Below are 18,732 nucleotides of genomic sequence, written 5' to 3'. Positions count from 1 at the left end.
CCGGTAGCCGGTCGCCGCGGTCGCCGCGGAGGCCGCGGAGGCGGGAGGAGGAGACAGGATCACGTGGTTCGCCGGTTTCGTGGTGGTCGGTGGTGCGGGGGCGCGCGGGCGCGCCGGTGGGTACGCCGGTGCGCCGGTGCGGGCGTCGTACGGGCCCGGGGCGCCGTCCCCCGACGCTACGCCGTCCGCCGGGCGGACACGCCGCCGTGCGGGGGGCGAGGTCCTGCGGGGGCCCTCGCCACGATGCGACCGGCGCGTGTCGCCGCCCCGGAGGGGTGGTCCGGCCGTCTCCGGACCAACAGACCGCGGGCGGTTGCTCGCGCAGTTCCCCGCGCCCCTAAAAACGCTCGCCCCACGCGCCCCACCGCCCCGGAGGGGTGGTCCGGCCGTCTCCGGACCAACAGACCGTGGACGGTTGCGCGCGCAGTTCCCCGCGCCCCCAAAAACACTCGCCCCGCGCGCCTCACCGCCCCGGAGGGGTGGTTCGGCCGTCCCCGGACCAACAGACCGTGGACGGTTGCGCGCGCAGTTCCCCGCGCCCCTAAAAACGCTCGCCCCGCGCCGCCGCGCCACGTGCGGGTGCCCGGCGGGGCGATGCCGTGGTCGGGCCACGGATGGCCGAAGCTGGGGGGCATGAGTTTTCGGCCGTCAGCCGCCGTCCGCGCCGGGCGTGCGCCCGTCCCAGCGCGCGCGGCGCATGTCGATGCGCGGGGTGTGGCCCTCGGTCGCGGGGCCCGCGGTGCGCAGGGGGGTGCCCTCGGCGCGGTAGGCGTCCAGGGCGCGCAGCTCGTGGCCCGGGAGCAGGACGCCGTCGGCGCGGACGACGCGCCACCAGGGCACCCCGCTGCCGTACAGCGAGAGCACCCGGCCGACCTGCCGGGGGCCGCCCTCGCCGAGCCACTCGGCGACGTCGCCGTAGCTCATGACGCGGCCGGGCGGGATCAGGTCGACGGTGTCGAGCACCCGGTCCGCGTACTCACCGGGCCCGTCCGCGGCTTCCTCCGCGTGCGCGGCGCTTTCCTCGTGCTCCTCGCTCATCCGCCCCATCCTGCCGCAGACCACCGACACCGGGGGGTTCCGGTGTCATCCGTACGGTGCTCATGCCACCATCGTCCCGGCGGTGACTGGTGATACGAGATCAAGAAGAGACCGAAGCGGATCAGCCGGGCGCGGACGAGGCCGGAGCGGCCTCCCGCGCCCGTAAAGCGCTGCCCGCACCCGGGAACGGCGGCGGCGCCAGGCCGCGCGCCGGTGCCGACGGCCACCGCGCCCGACCCGGCCACGGCGCCTCCGGCGCGGGGGGCGGCAGCCGCGACGGCGAGCGGCCGGACGCCGGGGGCACACCCCCCGACCCGGCCCGCGGCGAGAGCGGCGGTAGCGGCGGCAGCGGCGGGGAAGGTAACGGCGGCGGGAACGACGGCTCCCCCCGCCCGACCGGCGGCCCCGGCGACACGCCCCCCGCGGGCCAGGGCGACGGCCGCCCCTCCCCCGAGGGACCCGCCGAACCCACCGGACCCGGCGACACGCTCCCCGCGGGCCCGGGCGACGGCTGCCCGTCCCCCGGCGAGCACGGGCACAGCATCGTCCCCGAGCCCTACCCCGCCCCCGTCGCCGTCGACGAGCCGCTGCTCGCCGCGCGCGTGCACCGGCCGGCCGACCTCGTACGCTTCCTGCTCGGACTGCTGGGCATCGCCGTCGTGCTGGCCGTCGCGGGGTTCGCGCACGCGACCACGACGGGCCTGGAGACGGACATCACGAAGGGCACGGACCACGCGCCCGACGTGCTGTCGTCGTTCGCGGGGCTGACGGCGAGCATCGCCGTGCTGATCGTGCCGGTGGCGTTCGCGATCGAGCGGCTGGCCAAGCGGGACGGGCTGCGGATCGCCGACGGCGTGCTGGCCGCGGTGCTGGCGCACGGCACCGCGCTGGCCACCGACCTGTGGGTGACGAATTCCGCGCCCGGCCCGATCCGCGACGCGCTCACCCACAATTCACCCTCCGGCACCGGCATGACCGACCCCGTGCACGGGTATCTGGCGCCGGTCATCGCCTATGTGACGGCGGTGGGCATGGCGCGCCGCCCGCGCTGGCGGGTGGCGCTGTGGTTCGTGCTGCTGCTGGACGCCTTCGCGGTGCTGGTCGGCGGCTACACGACACCGTTCTCGATCGCCGTGACGGTGCTGATCGGCTGGACGATCGGCTACGGCACGGTCTACGCGGTCGGCTCGCCGAACGTCCGGCCGACCGGCCGCCAGCTGCTCGCCGGGCTGCGCCGGGTGGGCTTCAGCCCGCAGACCGCCCGCCGGGTGCGGCAGGACGGGCCGGGGACGGCCGACGCCGAACGCGGCCGCGGCTACCTGGTGACGCTGGAGGACGGCCCGCCGCTGGACGTCACGGTGGTGGACCGCGAGCAGCAGGCGCAGGGCTTCTTCTACCGCGCCTGGCGCCGGCTGTCCCTGGTCGGCGGCATCAACGAGCGGCGCAGCCTGCTGTCGCTGCGGCAGGCCCTGGAGCAGGAGGCCCTGCTGGCGTACGCGGCGATCGCCGCGGGCGCGAACGCGCCCAAGCTCATCGCGACCTCCGAGCTGGGTCCTGACGCGGTGATGCTGGTCTACGAGCACATCGGCGGCCGGCGGCTGGACGCGCTGGCCGACGAGGAGATCACCGACACGCTGCTGCGCGAGGCGTGGACGCAGGTGCGCGCGCTCCAGTCGCGGCGCATCGCGCACCGCCGGCTGGTGGGCGAGTCGCTGCTGGTGGACCGGTCGGGCCGGGTCTTCCTGACCGACCTGCGGGGCGGTGAGATCGCGGCCGGCGACATCGTGCTGCGGATGGACGTCGCGCAGCTGCTGACGACGATGGCGCTGCGGGTCGGCCCGGAGCGCGCGGTGGCCTCCGCGGTCGCCGTGCTCGGGCCGGACGCGGTGGCGAGCGCGCTGCCGCTGCTCCAGCCGATCGCGCTCAGCCGTGCCACCCGCGCCCAGCTCAAGCAGCTCGCCCGGGAGCGGGCGCAGCGCGAGCGGGAGGCGGTGCTCGCGGCGTCGGCGCGCGAGAAGGAGGCCCGCGACCAGCGGCGGGCCCAGGAGCACCAGGAGGCGGCGGGCCGCCGCGGCGCCGTACGGGCCGACGTCGGGGAGGCCGAGGCCGAGGAGCGGGACGGCAAGGACGACAAGGCGGTCTCGAAGGCGGAGCGCAAGGCGGAGAAGCGGGCCATAGAGATCGCACTGGAGGAGGCCCGCGAGGAGGACCTGCTGTCGCGGATCCGGCAGCAGGTGCTGCTGATCCGCCCGCAGGCGCCGGTGGAGCCGGTGCGTCTCGAGCGCATCAAGCCGCGCACGCTGATCACCGTCATCGCCGGGGCCTTCGCGGCGTACTTCCTGCTGTCGCAGCTCAGCTCGGTGCCGATCGGCCAGGCCATCGCGCACGCGGACTGGCGCTGGGCGCTGGTGGCGGTGGCGGGCTCGGCGGCGAGCTATGTGGCGGCGGCGTGCGCGCTGGCCGGTTTCGTCCCCGAGCGGCTGTCGCTGCTGCGGACGGTGCAGGCGCAGATCGCCGGGTCGTTCGTGAAGCTGGTGGCGCCGGCCGCGGTCGGCGGTGTGGCGCTCAACACCCGCTACCTGCAGAAGGCCGGGGTGCGGCCGGGCCTGGCGGTGGCGAGCGTGGGCGCCTCGCAACTGGTGGGCCTCGGCATGCACGTGATGCTGCTGATGACCTTCGGCTTCATCACGGGCACCGAGAAGACGCCGTCGCTGTCGCCGTCCCGTACGGTCATGGCGGGGCTGCTGACGGCGGGCGTGCTGGTGCTGGTGGTCACGGCGGTGCCGGCGCTGCGCAAGTTCGTCTCGACGCGGGTGCGGGCGCTCTTCGCGGGTGTGGTGCCGCGCATGCTGGACGTCCTCCAGCGCCCCGGCAAGCTCGCGACGGGCCTGGGCGGCACGCTGATGGTCACCGTGACCTTCGTGGTCTGCCTGGACGGCTGTGTGCGCGCCTTCGGCGGGAGCCTGAGCTACGCGGCGATCGCGGTTGTCTTCCTCGCCGGCAACGCGCTGGGCTCGGCCGCGCCGACGCCGGGCGGCGTGGGCGCGGTCGAACTGGCCCTGACCGGTGGTCTGATCGCGGCGGGCCTGCCCAAGGAGGTGGCGACCCCGGCGGTGCTGTTCTTCCGTTTGCTGACGTTCTGGCTGCCCGTGCTGCCGGGCTGGCTGTCCTTCACCCAGCTCTCCCGGCGCGGGGAGTTGTGAGCGCGGCCGCTCGGAAGGGGTGGGTTCGAGACACGGCCGTGACCGAATCCGCACACCGGAGCCCTCGTTTGGCGCTTCCGCTTTCTGTACGGTGAGTTCCCTGGAATCGGGGACCAGTTGGTGGTAGGCGTTCGCGCCGTACGCCGCGGTCCCGTGTCGGGACGGCCGGACGGGGAGCCGAACGTATGCGAGCGCAGAGGGCGCTGACAGCCTGTGCGGTGGCCGCCATGAGCGCGGCCGCCGCGGTCGGGGTCGCCGGGTGCGGCGGCGGTTCGGGGTCGGACGACTCCGCGACCATCGCGCCGGGCGGCGCCCCCACCACCACTTCCGCCTCGGTGTCGCCCACGGCCTCGTCCGCGGCGAAGGCCGGGGCGCCGCTGACGATCGACCCGGCGGTGGCGCTGCCCGCGGACGTGAAGGTCGTCTTCGACTGGACGATGCCGGCCGACACGGCGCAGCACGCCGCGCTCACGGCCGCCGCCAACTACCTCCAGTCGGTCGACCACGCGGTGGTGAAGCAGAACCTCCAGGACCCGCCGATGTACGCGCACGCGGCGAACACCGCGCTGGCGCACGGCAAGGAGTACGTGCAGGCGAACGTCAGCGCCAAGCTCACGCTCAGCGGCACCGACCGCTTCTACCTGCCCGCCTTCACGCAGGGCAGCGGCGGCGCGAAGGCCACGTCGGTGGGCATCACGCTGTGCGAGGACCAGTCGAAGCTCTACAGCAAGGAGATCGCCACCGGGAAGGTGCGCGTGACCGGTGACGACCCCCGCAACTACCTGGGCTATTCCCTGGTCGTGGTCAAGGTCGCGACGGCCCACCCGTTCTGGCAGGTGCAGGGACTCGCCGTGACGGAAGGGGCGAAGCAGTGCATGCAGTGAGGATTCCCGTGGCAATATGCCGCGGATTCGTGGTCGCCGGAGTGCTGGTGCTGGCCGCGGCGGGCCCGGGTTTCGCGTACACCGGCCCGTCGAAGTCCACGTCCGGCGGCAGCGACGGCGACGGCGGCCTCTCGGCGGGGGTGCAGTACGCGTACCCGTCGGGCAAGCAGACGGGCCCGGGCAGCAAGCCGATGGCGTCGTCGAACGTGACGTGGTCGCCGCCGCCGTGCTGGATCGGCCCGGTCGGCGACCCGAAGACGTTCAAGGCGAACATCCTCAAGCAGGTCGCGAACACCAATGTCCCCGGCCAGGCGAATTACGCGCTGGAGGCCATGAACGAGCTGCAGAAGCACTACGAGGAGGGCTACACCTGGGACGGCGGGGGCGACGGCTACAAGGACTTCAACCTCGACAAGCAGGGCAAGGGCCAGTTCTGGGGGCCGATCCCCAACAAGGCCATGGGCAACGACCCGCGCACGATGGACTGCAACGGCACGCTGCCCTTCTGGGTCGACAACGGCAAGATGCCGCCGGCCGGCACCCCGAACGTCATCAGCGTCGACATGCTGTCCCAGCTCGCGTACGCGCGCACCCGGGTGCCCGGCGTCACCGTGGTGACGAGCCCCGCGCAGACGCAGACCGTCAACCTGCCGACGTGGGTGCACCTCACGCAGAACTACAGCCCCGTGCGCGTACGCGCGTACGTCGACCTCGGCGGCGGCGCGCAGCTGTGGGCCGAGACACAGGCGGTGCCGCAGCCGGTCGAGATCGACCCCGGTGAGAAGGACGCCACCCGCTACCCCGCCTCCGGCCTGTGCCCGGTCGCCGCGGACGGCACGGTCGGCGCGGCCTACAACGGCAATCCCAAGGCGACACCGCCGTGCGGCATGACCTACCGCCGCTCGACGGTCGGTGCCAGCCCGTACCCGCTGCGGGTCACGGTCAACTGGAAGGTGAGCTGGACGGGCTCGGGCGGCGCGGGCGGCGACCTGCCCGACGGCCGGGTCACCAACGACCCGGTGCCGCAGGTGACCGTCCGGGAGATCCAGGCCGTCAACCGCTGACGGCACGCACTCCGTACGACGACGGCGGGGCCGGCACCCTCGAAGGGTGCCGGCCCCGCCGTCCGTCTGCGATGTACCGCGCGTGCGCGCCGCTCAGTGGAGCCGGTCAGTAAATCGGCTTGTGCGGCTCCACCGTGTTGACCCAGCCGACCACGCCGCCGCCGACGTGCACGGCGTCGGAGAAGCCCGCGGACTTCAGGACCGCCAGCACCTCGGCGCTGCGCACGCCCGTCTTGCAGTGCAGCACGATCCGCTTGTCCTGCGGCAGCGTCTCCAGGGCGCTGCCCATCAGGAACTCGTTCTTGGGGATCAGCTTCGCGCCCGGGATCGAGACGATCTCGTACTCGTTCGGCTCGCGCACATCGATGATCTCGATGTTCTCGCCGTCGTCGATCCACTCCTTGAGCTGCTTGGGAGTGATCGTCGAGCCGGCCGCCGCGGCCTGCGCCTCCTCGGAGACGACACCGCAGAAGGCCTCGTAGTCGATGAGCTCGGTCACCGTGGGGTTGGTGCCGCACACCGCGCAGTCCGGGTCCTTGCGGACCTTGACCGTACGGTAGGTCATCTCCAGGGCGTCGTAGATCATCAGCCGGCCGAGGAGCGGCTCGCCGATGCCTGCGAGCAGCTTGATCGCCTCGTTGACCTGGATCGAGCCGATCGACGCGCACAGCACGCCGAGGACGCCGCCCTCGGCGCACGACGGGACCATGCCCGGCGGCGGGGGCTCCGGGTAGAGGCAGCGGTAGCAGGGGCCATGCTCGGACCAGAACACCGAGGCCTGGCCGTCGAAGCGGTAGATCGAGCCCCACACGTACGGCTTGCCGAGCAGCACGCACGCGTCGTTGACCAGGTAGCGGGTCGCGAAGTTGTCGGTGCCGTCGACGATCAGGTCGTACTGGGAGAAGATCTCCATCACGTTGTCCGACTCGAGCCGGGTCTCGTGCAGCACGACGTTCACGTACGGGTTGATGCCCTGGACGGAGTCGCGGGCGGACTCGGCCTTGGAGCGGCCGATGTCGGACTGGCTGTGGATGATCTGGCGTTGCAGGTTCGACTCGTCGACCTCGTCGAACTCCACGATGCCGAGCGTGCCGACACCGGCGGCGGCGAGGTACATCAGGGCGGGCGAGCCCAGACCGCCGGCGCCCACGATCAGCACCTTGGCGTTCTTGAGGCGCTTCTGCCCGTCCATGCCCACATCGGGGATGATCAGGTGACGCGAATATCTGCGGACCTCGTCAACGGTGAGCTCGGCGGCCGGCTCGACCAGGGGTGGCAGCGACACAGGGACCTCAGCAATACGGTTGGTCGGTCTCAGACGGTAGGGGCGCGTGTTCGCACACGCATCCCTGCAACACTGCCACGCCGGTCTTCATTCCAAGACACCCGGTCCGCAGGCCGAGACGTCCTACGGTCACATGGTGGGCGGCGGCCGGTCCGCACCCCCTTCCGTGCCCGTCCCGGAGCCCGCCTCGGCGGCCGCGCGCACCAGCCGGTCCCAGTACCCGGGCAGGCCGGACCACGGGTCGGTGCCGCCGCGGTCGCCGCGGTCGGTCAGGCACACGGTGGCCGCGCCCTGCCAGCGGGCGATGCGCAGGGCGCCGTCCAGATGCAGGCCGGGCACGGAGTGCACGAGGTGGACGAAGGTGGACGGCGGGTGCGCCGCGGTCCACTGCGGGGCCTCCGACCAGCGGTAACGGTCCCAGGGGCCGGTGAACGTGACGAGCTGGTCGGCGAATTCGGCGTAGCCGGGGTGCGGGTGGACACCGTGCCCGAGCACGATGATCCCGGAGCCTCCGGAGCGGTCCGCGCCCGCCGCCGGCTCGCGGCCGAGCAGCGCGCGCAGCGTCGTCACCGCCCACCGGCAGTCGGCGGCGTGGTCGCGGCCGGTGGGCGCGCGGTCCAGGTAGAAGCCGTCGACCTGGTACCAGTCGAGGTAGCGGGACGCGTCGGACACCAGCTCACCGAAGGGCCGGTCGCCGTACGCGGCGTCCAGCGTCCCGAGGAGTGGGACGCCGTTCTCACGGACGCGCGCGGTCACCTCCCCGTACAGCGGATCCGGCCGGCTCCCCGGCCCGCGGCTCACGTCGAACGCGGCCCAGCGCAGATCGGCCCCCGGCCGCGCGAGCTCGGCCCACTCGGCCGGGGCCATGAGCGGGTGCACGAGGCCCGGCACGGCGAGCCGGGTCCCCGTGGCCGCGGCGCGGGCCGGCCTGGTCAGACGCGGCATGCCGCCTCCATCCACACGTCGGCCAGCGACTCCTCCAGGCCGATCCGCGGCCGCCAGCCGAGCCGGTCGCGGGCGGTGCGGACGTCGGCCTGCTGCCACAGGCCGCAGCCGTCCGGGTACGGCGGCGCCGCGGCGCCGCCCGCCGGCGGCTCGTCCAGCTCGCGCACCGCGCCCTCGTAGCCCGCGACGTGCGCCAGGGCCGCGGCCATGTCGCGCATCCGGACCGCGCGGCCGCTGCCGATGTTCACCACGCCCTGCGCCGCCGACAGCGACGCGGCGTGCACCGCGCGGGCGACGTCCCGCGCGTCGACGAAGTCGCGCTGCACCGCGAGCCCGCCGAGCCGCAGCTCGGGCTCGCCGCTCTGCATCGCGCGGCGCAGCGCCTCGGCGATCCGCCCGAGCGGGGCACCGGTCGGCGTCCCCGGCCCCACGGGGCTGAACACCCGCAGCACCACGGCGTCCAGGCCCGAGCCCAGCACCAGCTCCGTCGCGGCGAGCTTGCTCACCCCGTACGGCCCGCCGGGCCGCGGCGCCGCGTCCTCCCCGGTCGACGACCCGGCGGGCGACGGCCCGTACTCCGACCCGCACCCCACCTGCACCAGCCGCGCCCCGATCCCGCTGCGCCGCATCGCCTCGCACACGGTCGCGACGGCGACGGTGTTCTGCCGCGTCAACTCCCGCGCCCCCCCGCGCGTCGCCCCGGCGCAATTGACGACCACCCCCGGATGCACCGCATCCAGAAACCGCGCGAGCACCCCCGGCGCCCCGCTCGACAGATCGAACCTGACATCGGCGTCATCACTGCGCCCCAGCGCGGTGAGCTGCACCGCCGGATCCGCGAGCAGCCGCTCCGCGACATGCCGCCCCAAAAACCCGTCGGCCCCGAGCAGTAGCACTCTCATCGAAGACCTCCCTGCCCGCAGCGACGGGCCGCGCCCCCGACAAGCCGGGTGCCCCTGCGAGCGGGGTGAGCCGCGCTCCCCGCGCGGGGGCCGGTGGCGGCGACCGCCGCTGCGGGCGTACGCGCCGGGACCGCGACGCCGCCGGGCGCGGCGGTACGCGCGGGGTGGGCCGCGCCGCGCGCGGGGGCACGGTGGGAGGGGGCGCCGCCGCCAGCGTGGCGGATGGGCGCGGCGGGGGCCGGGGCCGTAGGCGCGGAGGGAGCCGCGCTCGTCGCGCGGGGGCCGGTGGCGGCGACCGCCGCCGCGGGCGTACGCGCCGGGACCACGACGCCGCCGGGCGCGGCGGTACGTGTGGGGTGGGCCGCGCCGCGCTCGAGGGCACGGTGGGAGGGGGCGCCGCCGCCAGCGTGGCGGGTGGGCGCGGCGGGGGCCGGGGCCGTAGGCGCGGAGGGAGCCGCGCCGGCGGGGTCGGCGGGAGTGGGGGACGTACGGCCAGGGCGTGCCGTGGCGGAGGCCGGGGCCGTACGCGCGGGGTGAGCCGCGCCTCGGGTGGGGACGGCGCTCGCGTCGGGGGCTGGGGCGGGGGCGGGGCGGGTGGGCGCGGCCGGGGCCGTACGCGCGAGGTGCCCCGCGCTCGCCGCGCGGGGGCCGGTGGCGGCGACCGCCGCCGCGGGCGTACGCGCCGGGACCGCGACGCCGCCGGGCGCGGCGGTACGGGCGGGGTGGGCCGCGCCGCGCGCGAGGGCACGGCGGGCGAGGACGGCGCCGCCAGCGTGGCGGGCGGGCGCGGCGGAGGCCGGGGCCGTACGCGCGGGGTGGGCCGCGCCGCGCGCGGGGGCACGGTGGGCGGGGGCGGCGCCCCCGCCGGGGGCGGGGCAGGTGGGCGCGGACGGGGCCGTACGGGTAGCGGCGCTCCCACCGGGGGGCCAGGGGGTGGGGATCGGGGTTGGGGGGGCTGGGCGGGGGGGGTGGGTGATCATGGGGGTCTCCTGGTGGGTTGTGGCGGGGTCAGTCACGGGCGGTGGGCCGCCGCGCGGGCGAGCAGGCGGAAGGCCTGGGCGGCGAGGACGAGGGCGGCGGCGCCGCAGACCGCGGCCTCCGCCGTGCCGCCGGGGGGTGCGGTGTGGGTGGGGGCGGCGGCGAGGACGAGGGTCAGGGCCTCGGCCGCGCAGGCCGCGGCGAGGCCGGCCGCCGCGGGCCCGGGGTGGCCGTGGACGGCCAGCAGCCGGGCGGTGAAGAGCAGCATGCCGAGCGCCGCGGGCCCGGCGAGCGGCGCCGACCCGGCCATGGCGGCGGCGAGCAGCAGCAGGCCGGTCAGCGCGGCGGCGTATCCGGCGAGGGCCGCGGCGAGCCGGGGGCGTACGGCGTCGGCGAATTCGGCGAGGCCGTGGCTCGGCGCGAGCTGGGCGCGGGCGGCGACCGCGAACCAGCGCGCCAGCAGCGCCGCCGGCAGCAGGCTCAGCGCCAGCGCGGCGAACGCCGCCGTGCCCGCCCCCGCGTCGAACGCTCCGCGCCCGGCGAGCGCGGCGACGGCCGGCGGGCCGTACGGCGCGAAGGCGAGCAGCCCGTACGCCCATACGGCGGCGCCCGCGCCGTACGCGACGCGCAGCGGCCCGCGGCGCAGCGCCGCCCACAGCGCGACGGCGGCCAGCGCCGCGACCGGCCCCGCCGCGGCGGGCAGCCCCGCGGCCAGGACGCAGCCCGCGCCCGGCAGCAGGTGCGCAGCGACGTCCCGTCCGCGCAGCCGGACGCTGCCCGCCGCCGGACGCTGCGGCGGCTCCACCACCCGCGCCGCGTGCGGCACCCGGGCGTACAGCTCCTCGGCGAGGCCGAAGACGTCCCGGTGCCGCAGCCTGCGGGCCTCCCCGTCGCTGACGCCGTACGCCTCCAGCCCGGCGGCGATCTCCCACGCGTCGACGGCGCCCGCGAGCATGGCCCGGTGCCGGTGCATCACCGCGCGCACGGGATCGGCGGGGCCCCGGCGCCGGGGCACGGCGGGGGCGCCGTCCCCCCGCGGCGCGTGCGTAATCGATTCACCACCCCCGCGAGCCGCCCGCGCCCCCACCGCGCGCCCCCCGTTCCCCCCGGGTCCGCGCGGGGCGGGGCTCCCGGGCTCCGCGGCAGCGCCGTCCGCACCGCGCGCGGGAGTGGTGACGGACGTCCCGGCAGGCACGCGGCCGTCCTCAGCGCCCGAAGGCCGCGCGACGGGCGCGGGTGCAGCGGAAGGCGTCACGTCCTCCGTGTCGGGGCGGGGCTTTTCGGGGGGCTCGGCCGGGCGTGGGCGGACGACGGCGCGGGCGAACAGGCGGGCGAAGTCGAGGTCGTTGTCGTGGGGCGGTATCGGGGCGGAGTGGGCGGTCATGGGCGGGCCGTTTCGGGGAGCGGGGCCCACGCGGGGTGGGCCGGGGTGGGGGCCAGGCGGCTGGGGGCGAGGAATTCCGCGGGGGTGGTGAAGGGGCGCGGCGCGCCCTTGGCGTCGAGGAGGGGCGGGCGGCGCGCGGGGTGGTGGGCCACCACCCCGAGGTAGCTCTCGCGGAAGGCGTCCACGGACGCGCCGACCGTGAAGAGCGCGAGCGCCCTCTCGCGGGCCGCGGCGCCGAGCCGGGCGGCGCGCTCGGGTCCGCGCAGCAGGCCGAGGGCCGCCTCGGCGAGCGCCTTCGGATTCCGCGGCGGCACCACGAGCCCCGTCCCGCCGATGACCTCGCGCACCGCGCCGACGTCCGTCGACACGGTCGGCCGCCCGCAGAACATCGCCTCCACCAGGCTCAGCGGAAAGCCCTCCGCGCAGCTCGACAGCACGACGACGTCACCCGCTGCGTACGCGTCCGCGGCCTCCGGCGCACCCGGCGAGCCGATCTCCTCGAAGCTCACCGGGCTCTCCCCGACCGCGTGCGCGTCCGCCGCCTCGTCCGGGAAGAGCTGCGCGGCGAGCGTGCGGCAGTGGCCGAGGTAGCCCGCGGCACGCTCGTCCACCGCCCGGGCGTGGAATATCCGCAGCCGCGCCCGCGGCTCCTCGCGGCGTATCGCGTCGAAGGCGTGCAGCAGCGCGATGAGGTCCTTCGCGGGGTCGGCCCGGCCCACCCACGCGACCGTGGGGTCCGCGTGCACGGCCTGCTCCTCCGCGTTGGCCGCGGCCTCCGCCGCCGCCCCGGCCCGCGCGAAGCGCCCCGCGTCGATCCCGGGGTGGATCGTCCGCATCCGCTCCCGCGGCGCCCCGCACCGCTCCTGCCAGCGCCGCACGTGCGCCGACCCGGGCGTGACGAGCGCGGCCTGCCGGTAGGCCTCGCCGGACAGCAGCCGGTGCAGGTCGCCGAGCAGCGCCCGTACGGCCGGGGGCAGCCCGGCCGCCCGGTGCGCGAGCAGCGCCTCGCGCGCGCGGACGGTGTACTCGGTGACGATGAACGGCGTACCGCAGAACCGTTTGGCCAGCAGACCCGGCAGCGCGGCGGGCCCGCCGGACACCGCGTGGCACACGTCCACCGCGCCCAGTTCGGCGGGGCCGTACCACTGCGCGGACAGCGGACGCAGCTGGCGCTCCAGCTCGTCGACGACGGTCAGCAGCTCCGTCACCACGATGTCCCCCAGCAGCGGGCGCACGCCGGGCGCCCGGCACGCCGCCTCCAGCTCGGCGAGCGCGTCGTCCCCCCGCAGCAGCGCGGGGAGCGCGCCGGGGCGCTCCTGGGCGAGGTCCGCGAGGGCGTACAGCCCGCAGGCGAAACGGTCCGCCCGCCGCCCCGGACTCCCCCCGGCGGCCCCCGCCAACGCCTCCGCGAGCTCGCGGAACCCACTCCGGAAGGCGCCCCGCACCGCTCGCCCGCCGCCGGGCGCCTCCGCGGTCGGCGGACCCCACAGCCGCTCCAGCCGCAGCCGGCGGACGTGGGGCGGCATCTCGACCTGCCCGGCCGCCTCGGTCCGCGGGGAGCGGCTCAGGGTGTACACGTCGAAGTCGTGGCGGGGCAGGCCGCGTACGAGGCGGTCGCACCAGGCGCTTCCCTCACCTCTTGCGTACGGGTAGCCACCCTCGGTAAGTAATCCAATCCGCACGGGTCCGGCCCTTCTCGTCCGTCGCGCCCGGCGGGTCCGTGTCCCGCCCGGCGCGACGACCGTATTGCGCCGTCCCGGCATGGCGGCGGACGGTTGTCCGCGACGCCATCAAAAGGGGTGAACGGGCGTAACCTCTCCCAACGCCGGGCGTTGACGCCCTTCCCTGCGGTGGGCTTGCGGCTTCCCCGCCGCGGAGGTGCCCGCGCCTAACGGCGCGGGGTGTTTCCCACCCGCACCACCCGTGCAGATAGTGGGCGGGTGCACGCCTCCCTGTGGGGGTGACTCACCGTCGGCGGCGAACCGCAGTCCCTGGGACATCTCCCCCACCGGCAGGAAGCCGCCGACGAGACGCCGGGAGGGGGACGATCCGGGGGTGCCCCCGGAGGAATGCGCACGCAGGCCCCGTCACGCTCGGGGAGAGGTCAAAGGCGCATTCCGAGGAGGTACCCCCGGAGTGGCACCCGACCCACCCGCCGGGCCGCCGCGAAGGGGCGCGAGGAACTGCGCGACCAGCCCCCACCAAGGGAAGGTCGCGCGGCGAACCGCAACCCACCGCCCCGGGGCGGCTACGGGTAAGGCCAGGCGTTCGGCTTGCACGTCGGGCCGCCGTTCAGCGACAGGAACTTCGTCTGCTGCATCATCACGGGCGCCGGCGCCCCCGCCGTGGGGCACCCCACGTGGTGGTGCCCCAGACGGTGCCCCACCTCGTGGTTGATGAGCATCTGCCGATACGCATGCATCAGCTCCGGCCCGAACGTGTCCGCCCCCTGCGCCCAGCGGTACGCGTTGATCATCGTCCGCGGCGTCGACGCCGCATCGCACGACACGTTGTCGATCGTCGTGTCGAGCCCCGACTTCGCGCACCACTTCGCCGTCGTGCCGGGGCTGGCCAGCGTCACGACGATGTCCGCGTCGCCGGTGGCGACCCGCTCGAAGGTCATCGTGCCGCCGTGGCCCCAGCTGCGGTCGTCGTTGAGGGTGCGGAAGACGGTGTCGCTGAAGAGCTGCGCGTCCAGCGGCAGGCCGCGTTCGACGTCGACCCGGAAGGTCATGACCTTGCCCTTGCCGGGCGCGGCCTGGTGGCCGGGGACGGTGTCGAAGGCGCCGGAGAGCTTGAGGTCGGCGGCCAGCGGGTATTGCCGGTCCATCTGCTGGGCGTAGGTGAGCAGCGGCGCGGTGGGGGTGGCCGACGCGGCGGGCGCCGCGCCGGTGCCGGGTGCGCCGGCGTGCGAGGGCGTGGTCGTCGGCGCGGGGACGTCCGCGCTGGTGGGGTCGGGCCCGGCGTACTTGCGCCCGAGGCCCGAGAGCGGGTTGCCGGTCGTGACGGCGGCGACGGTCACGACGGCCGCGGCGGCGATCCCGGTGATGCCCGTGATCGTCCACGCCCGGCCGGGTCTGCGGCGAGGCGCGGTCCCGGCGCTTTCCGCGGGGAGGACGGGTCCCGGCTCGGCGGCGGGCGCGGGGACCGCGGCGGGCGGCTCGAAGGCGTCCAGGAACTCCTGCCGGGGCCGCGGCACGCCGGGGCCTGCCGGGTGGACGCGCGGCCCGCGCAGCTCCGCGGCGGTGGCGGCGTCCTGCGCGGCCCAGCCCTCGGCCCATTCCTCGACGGGGTCGAAGGGCAGGTCGCGGCGCCGTACGGTGTCGTCGGCCCAGGTGTCGGGCGCGCCCCAGGCCGCGTGTTCGGGGTGCTCGGGGTGGTGGTGCGGGGGCCGGGCGTCGGGGCGCCGAGGGCGCACGGTGGCGAAGGCACCGGAGTCGACGAAGGGGTCGAACGGCTCGGTGTACGGCCCGACGGGTGTGCGCCGCCGACGCCCGCTGCCCGGCGTACCCAGCGCGGTACCGGGAGGCGCGAAGGTCCCGGGCCCCGCGAGCGAACCCCCCACGCCCGGAACACCCCCCGCCCGCGGAAGACCACCCGCCTCCGGAGAGCCCCCGGCCCGCGGAAAACCACCCGCCTCCGAAGGGGCGCCGCCCGCCCGCGGAAAGGCATCCGCCTGCGAAGACCCGCCCACCGGCGGGAAGCCACCCGCCGCCGAGGAACCCCCCGCCCGCGGAGAACCACCCGCCGCCGGAGCACCGCCCACCGGCGGAAAAGCACCCGTCCCGGGGGCGCCCCCCGCCTCCGGAGAGCCCCCCGTCCGCGGAAAACCACCCGCCGCCGAAGGAGCGCCCCCCGTCCGCGGAAAACCCTCCTGCGGGAAGCCGCCGGTCTGCGCGATGCGGTCGTCGCGGCCGTCCTGGCCGTCCCGCGCGCTGTGTTTGCCCACGCCCTCGATCAGCTCCCGCTCGCCGCAGTGCTCATGCCCGTCGTCGTACCCGGCGTGCCGGAGGCACCCGGCGCGTCCGCGGCCCCCGCCGCACCCGGCGCGTCCGCCGTCCCTACCGCACCCGGCGCGCCAGGCGCGCCCATCGTCGCCGAGACGCTACCCGCGGCGCCGCCCCCGTGGGGCCGGGCGGCGATTTCCCGGCGGAGGTCGCGGAAGGCCCGGTCGACGAGCCGCGGGTGCTCCATCATCGCGACGTGCCCGCTGCCGGGGATGGTCAGCAGCCGCGGGTCGCGGAAGGTCCGGTAGGCGCGGCGTGCCATGCGGTAGGACACGAGCTTGTCGCGTACGCCGTAGACCAGCAGCGTCGGGGCGAGGACGCGCTCGGCCTGCCGCCACAGGGCGTGCTGGCCGCCCAGCGTGTACGCGTTGACGATGCCGCGGGTGGAGCGGATCGTCACGTCCCAGAAATACGGCAGGTCGATGCGGCGCTGGTACTCGGCCGCCGCGGCGGCGCGCTCGGCGGGGCCGACGACGGAGGGGTCGGCGTAGCACAGCGCCAGCAGCGCCTGGGTGCGGCGCTCCGCGGACCAGCGGCGGGTGGCCCGCAGGTAGAGCGCGGGGGTGCCGGGCAGGGCGGCGAGCGCGGTGGGCAGCGCGGTGGGCTGCACGCGCAGCTCGGGGAGCGCGGGCGAGACCAGCGTGAGGGTGCGGACGAGGTCGGGCCGGGCGGCGGCGACCTTGACGGCGACGGCGCCGCCCATCGAGTTGCCGAAGAGGTGCACGGGCCCGCGGCCCTCCGCGTCCAGCAGCCGTACGACGGCCCGGGCGTGCGCGGCGATCGAGTAGTTGCCGTCGTCGGGCGGCGGGGAATGGCCGAAACCCGGCAGGTCCGGCGCCTGGACGTCGAGGATGTCGTCGAGCGAGGCCATGAGCGCGGACCAGTTCTGCGACGAGCCGCCGAGGCCGTGCACGAACAGCGCGGGTTCCGCGGTCCCGGCGTCGCGGGGGCGGTCCCCCGCGGGTTCGCGGGAACGGACGAGCAGGCTGAGGCCGGGGAGGCGCACGGTCCTGGACGTCTCCCCGTCCGCGAGCACGGGGCCCGCAGGGGGTACGGACGCCGGAGGGGCGCCGGTTCGGGAGTAGTCCGTCGAGGCCATGGACCGATGTTACGAGACGATCACGTGAACGGTCGTGTGTTCGTCCGCACACAAGCGAACAGAACCGGCCGCCGGACGGTTGCCGCGCCGCGAATGGGTAGCCGACGGGTGAGCGCGCCGCCGCCCGGCCGGGGGGCGCGCGCCCGCACTGCGCACGCGCCCTCGTGCTCCTAGGCTCCAAGAAGGAGCCGGGCAGGGAGCCGGGCGGGGCGCACGGAGTGCCGCGGGTACGCGCCCGGGACGGACCGCGGACGCGCCCGGGGACGTGCCGGCGGGAGCCGGAGAGTCCGGAGAGCGACGAAGGAGGGCGTCATGTCCGACGAGATCCCCCGGATCGCACGGATCGAGCAGGAGGCCGACCAGGACGACAGCGAGGCCGTGGCGGACGCGCACGGCGAACTGGAGCTGGAGGTCCCGGAGGCCGACAGCGCCGAGCAGCGCGCCGACCTGCTCCAGCACCGCGACGAGCCGGTCACCTCCCGGCCCGCGGACCGGGACGGCGAGGCCAATCCCGCGGACACCGCCGAGCAGCGCCGGGTGGTCGCGATGGACGAGGACGAGGACGAGGGCCGCCGGTGATCCGTGCGCGTCCGGTCACCGGGCGCGGCCGGCGCGGTTCCAGTACGTGAGAATGTGCCGTCGTACGGCGCGCACTCTCGTTACCCAAAAGTACGATGGCCAGCGCAGCCTACGTTCCTTCGTTCATCCGTTTCGTTCATCCGTTCGTTCCGCAGAATTGGGAGGCGGCGTGACAGCCATCGAGCAGACTCAGGCACGGCCGCGCGGCACCCGCCTGCCCCGCAGGGCCCGACGCGAGCAGCTGCTGGGCGCGGCCCAGGAGGTTTTCGTCGCACAGGGTTACCACTCGGCCGCGATGGACGACATCGCCGAGCGGGCCGGCGTCAGCAAACCGGTGCTCTACCAGCACTTCCCGGGCAAGCTGGAGCTGTATCTCGCGCTGCTGGACCAGCACTGCGAGTCACTGCTGCAGTCGGTGCGCGGCGCGCTGGAGTCCACGACGGACAACAAGAAGCGCGTCGAGGCGACGATGGACGCGTATTTCGCCTACGTCGAGGACGAGGGCGGCGCCTTCCGGCTGGTCTTCGAGTCCGACCTGACGAACGAGCCGGCGGTCCGGGAGCGGGTCGACAAGGTCTCGCTGCAGTGCGCCGAGGCGATCAGCGAGGTCATCGCGGAGGACACCGGGCTCGCGCGCGAGCAGTCCATGCTGCTGGCGGTCGGGCTGGGCGGTGTCTCCCAGGTGGTGGCGCGCTACTGGCTGGCCAGCCGCAGCGAGGTGCCACGGGACACCGCGGTGCAGCTGCTGACGTCGCTGGCCTGGCGCGGCATCGCCGGCTTCCCGCTGCACGGCGCGGAGGGCCACCACCTCCCCGAGGGCGGCCCGCAGTCCTGAGCCCCGCGCGGCGCCCCGCCCGGCCGCCGGGCGGGTGTTCGCTCACGGCGTGCACGAGGCGCTGATCGCACACCGTCCGGCCGGGCTACGCTGAGCAGCGTAACGGCGCGACCAACCGCGCACACCGCCAGACCATCGGAGGTAACCAAGCCGTGGAGGTCAAGATCGGCGTGCTGCACGCGCCGCGCGAGATCGTCATCGAGAGCGCGCAGTCGGTGGAAGAGGTCGAGCAGGCCGTCGCCGGCGCGCTCGCCGGCGACGCGAAGCTGCTCAGCCTCGTCGACGAGCACGGGCGCAAGGTGCTCGTCCCCGCCGACCGGCTGGCCTACGTCGAGATCGGCGAGCCGGCCGCCCGCAAGGTGGGGTTCGGCGCCGCCCTCTGACACGGGGTCAACGGCGGGGGGGGGGCCCCGGGGGGGGGGGGGGCCCCCCCCGGGGGGGGGGGCCCCCCCCCCCGGGGGGCGGGGGGGGCCCCAGAAAACCCCCCCCCCCCCGGGCGGGGGTTTGTTTGTTCTAATACAAACACGCG

14 protein-coding genes are annotated in these 18,732 nt (G+C 75.9%); 6 read left to right on the top strand and 8 right to left on the bottom strand.

Annotated features, from left to right (window positions below; genetic code table 11):
- Positions 1-648 precede the first annotated feature (648 nt).
- A complete protein-coding gene (locus tag ACH4SL_RS12110) occupies positions 649-1,047 on the bottom strand; it encodes an MGMT family protein (protein WP_398444156.1) in 399 nt (132 codons plus the stop codon).
- Positions 1,048-1,127: 80 nt separating this feature from the next.
- Between ACH4SL_RS12110 and ACH4SL_RS12105 the strand changes: the two genes are divergently transcribed.
- The 3 genes from ACH4SL_RS12105 (at position 1,128) to ACH4SL_RS12095 (ending at position 6,189) form a co-directional block, all read left to right on the top strand.
- A complete protein-coding gene (locus ACH4SL_RS12105; protein WP_398444153.1) occupies positions 1,128-4,241 on the top strand; it encodes a lysylphosphatidylglycerol synthase domain-containing protein in 3,114 nt (1,037 codons plus the stop codon).
- Between the two features lie 185 nt (positions 4,242-4,426).
- Positions 4,427-5,125 carry a hypothetical protein gene (locus ACH4SL_RS12100; protein ID WP_398444151.1) on the top strand — a complete coding sequence of 233 codons (699 nt, stop codon included), beginning with the start codon at positions 4,427-4,429 and terminating at the stop codon, positions 5,123-5,125.
- An 8-nt stretch (positions 5,126-5,133) separates the two neighbouring features.
- Complete coding sequence (locus ACH4SL_RS12095) at positions 5,134-6,189, top strand: hypothetical protein (RefSeq protein WP_398444149.1); 1,056 nt, start codon at positions 5,134-5,136, stop codon at positions 6,187-6,189.
- Positions 6,190-6,295: 106 nt separating this feature from the next.
- Here the strand turns inward: ACH4SL_RS12095 and moeZ are convergent, their stop codons facing one another.
- The 7 genes from moeZ to ACH4SL_RS12060 all read right to left on the bottom strand — a co-directional run bounded on the left by moeZ (position 6,296) and on the right by ACH4SL_RS12060 (position 16,789).
- Entirely contained in the window at positions 6,296-7,474 is a 1,179-nt protein-coding gene (gene moeZ, locus ACH4SL_RS12090) for an adenylyltransferase/sulfurtransferase MoeZ (protein WP_398444147.1), read from the bottom strand.
- 129 nt (positions 7,475-7,603) lie between these two features.
- Complete coding sequence (locus tag ACH4SL_RS12085) at positions 7,604-8,419, bottom strand: spherulation-specific family 4 protein (protein WP_398444145.1); 816 nt, start codon at positions 8,417-8,419, stop codon at positions 7,604-7,606.
- Complete coding sequence (locus ACH4SL_RS12080) at positions 8,407-9,321, bottom strand: NAD-dependent epimerase/dehydratase family protein (RefSeq protein WP_398444143.1); 915 nt, start codon at positions 9,319-9,321, stop codon at positions 8,407-8,409. Before ACH4SL_RS12080 ends, ACH4SL_RS12085 begins: the two co-directional genes overlap by 13 nt.
- 1,012 nt (positions 9,322-10,333) lie before the next feature.
- The gene (locus ACH4SL_RS12075) at positions 10,334-11,272 is read right to left on the bottom strand and encodes a hypothetical protein (protein WP_398445284.1); all 939 of its coding nucleotides are present in this window, start codon (positions 11,270-11,272) and stop codon (positions 10,334-10,336) included.
- A gap of 407 nt (positions 11,273-11,679) precedes the next feature.
- On the bottom strand, positions 11,680-13,365 hold the full coding sequence (locus ACH4SL_RS12070) for a DUF3492 domain-containing protein (RefSeq protein WP_398444141.1): 1,686 nt from the start codon (positions 13,363-13,365) through the stop codon (positions 11,680-11,682).
- Between the two features lie 566 nt (positions 13,366-13,931).
- Positions 13,932-15,248 carry a DUF3152 domain-containing protein gene (locus ACH4SL_RS12065; RefSeq protein ID WP_398444139.1) on the bottom strand — a complete coding sequence of 439 codons (1,317 nt, stop codon included), beginning with the start codon at positions 15,246-15,248 and terminating at the stop codon, positions 13,932-13,934.
- A gap of 392 nt (positions 15,249-15,640) precedes the next feature.
- Positions 15,641-16,789, bottom strand: a complete 1,149-nt coding sequence (locus ACH4SL_RS12060) for an alpha/beta fold hydrolase (protein ID WP_398444136.1) — start codon at positions 16,787-16,789, stop codon at positions 15,641-15,643.
- A gap of 312 nt (positions 16,790-17,101) precedes the next feature.
- Between ACH4SL_RS12060 and ACH4SL_RS12055 the strand changes: the two genes are divergently transcribed.
- The 3 genes from ACH4SL_RS12055 to ACH4SL_RS12045 all read left to right on the top strand — a co-directional run bounded on the left by ACH4SL_RS12055 (position 17,102) and on the right by ACH4SL_RS12045 (position 18,586).
- Entirely contained in the window at positions 17,102-17,368 is a 267-nt protein-coding gene (locus ACH4SL_RS12055) for a hypothetical protein (RefSeq protein WP_398444134.1), read from the top strand.
- Positions 17,369-17,537: 169 nt separating this feature from the next.
- Complete coding sequence (locus ACH4SL_RS12050; protein WP_398444132.1) at positions 17,538-18,203, top strand: TetR/AcrR family transcriptional regulator; 666 nt, start codon at positions 17,538-17,540, stop codon at positions 18,201-18,203.
- 152 nt (positions 18,204-18,355) lie between these two features.
- Complete coding sequence (locus tag ACH4SL_RS12045) at positions 18,356-18,586, top strand: DUF3107 domain-containing protein (RefSeq protein ID WP_398444129.1); 231 nt, start codon at positions 18,356-18,358, stop codon at positions 18,584-18,586.
- Positions 18,587-18,732 lie beyond the last annotated feature (146 nt).

It is taken from the genome of Streptomyces sp. NPDC021020 (genome assembly GCF_044333285.1).
Taxonomy (GTDB): Bacteria; Actinomycetota; Actinomycetes; order Streptomycetales; family Streptomycetaceae; genus Actinacidiphila.
This window is presented reverse-complemented; position numbering and strand designations above follow the sequence as displayed.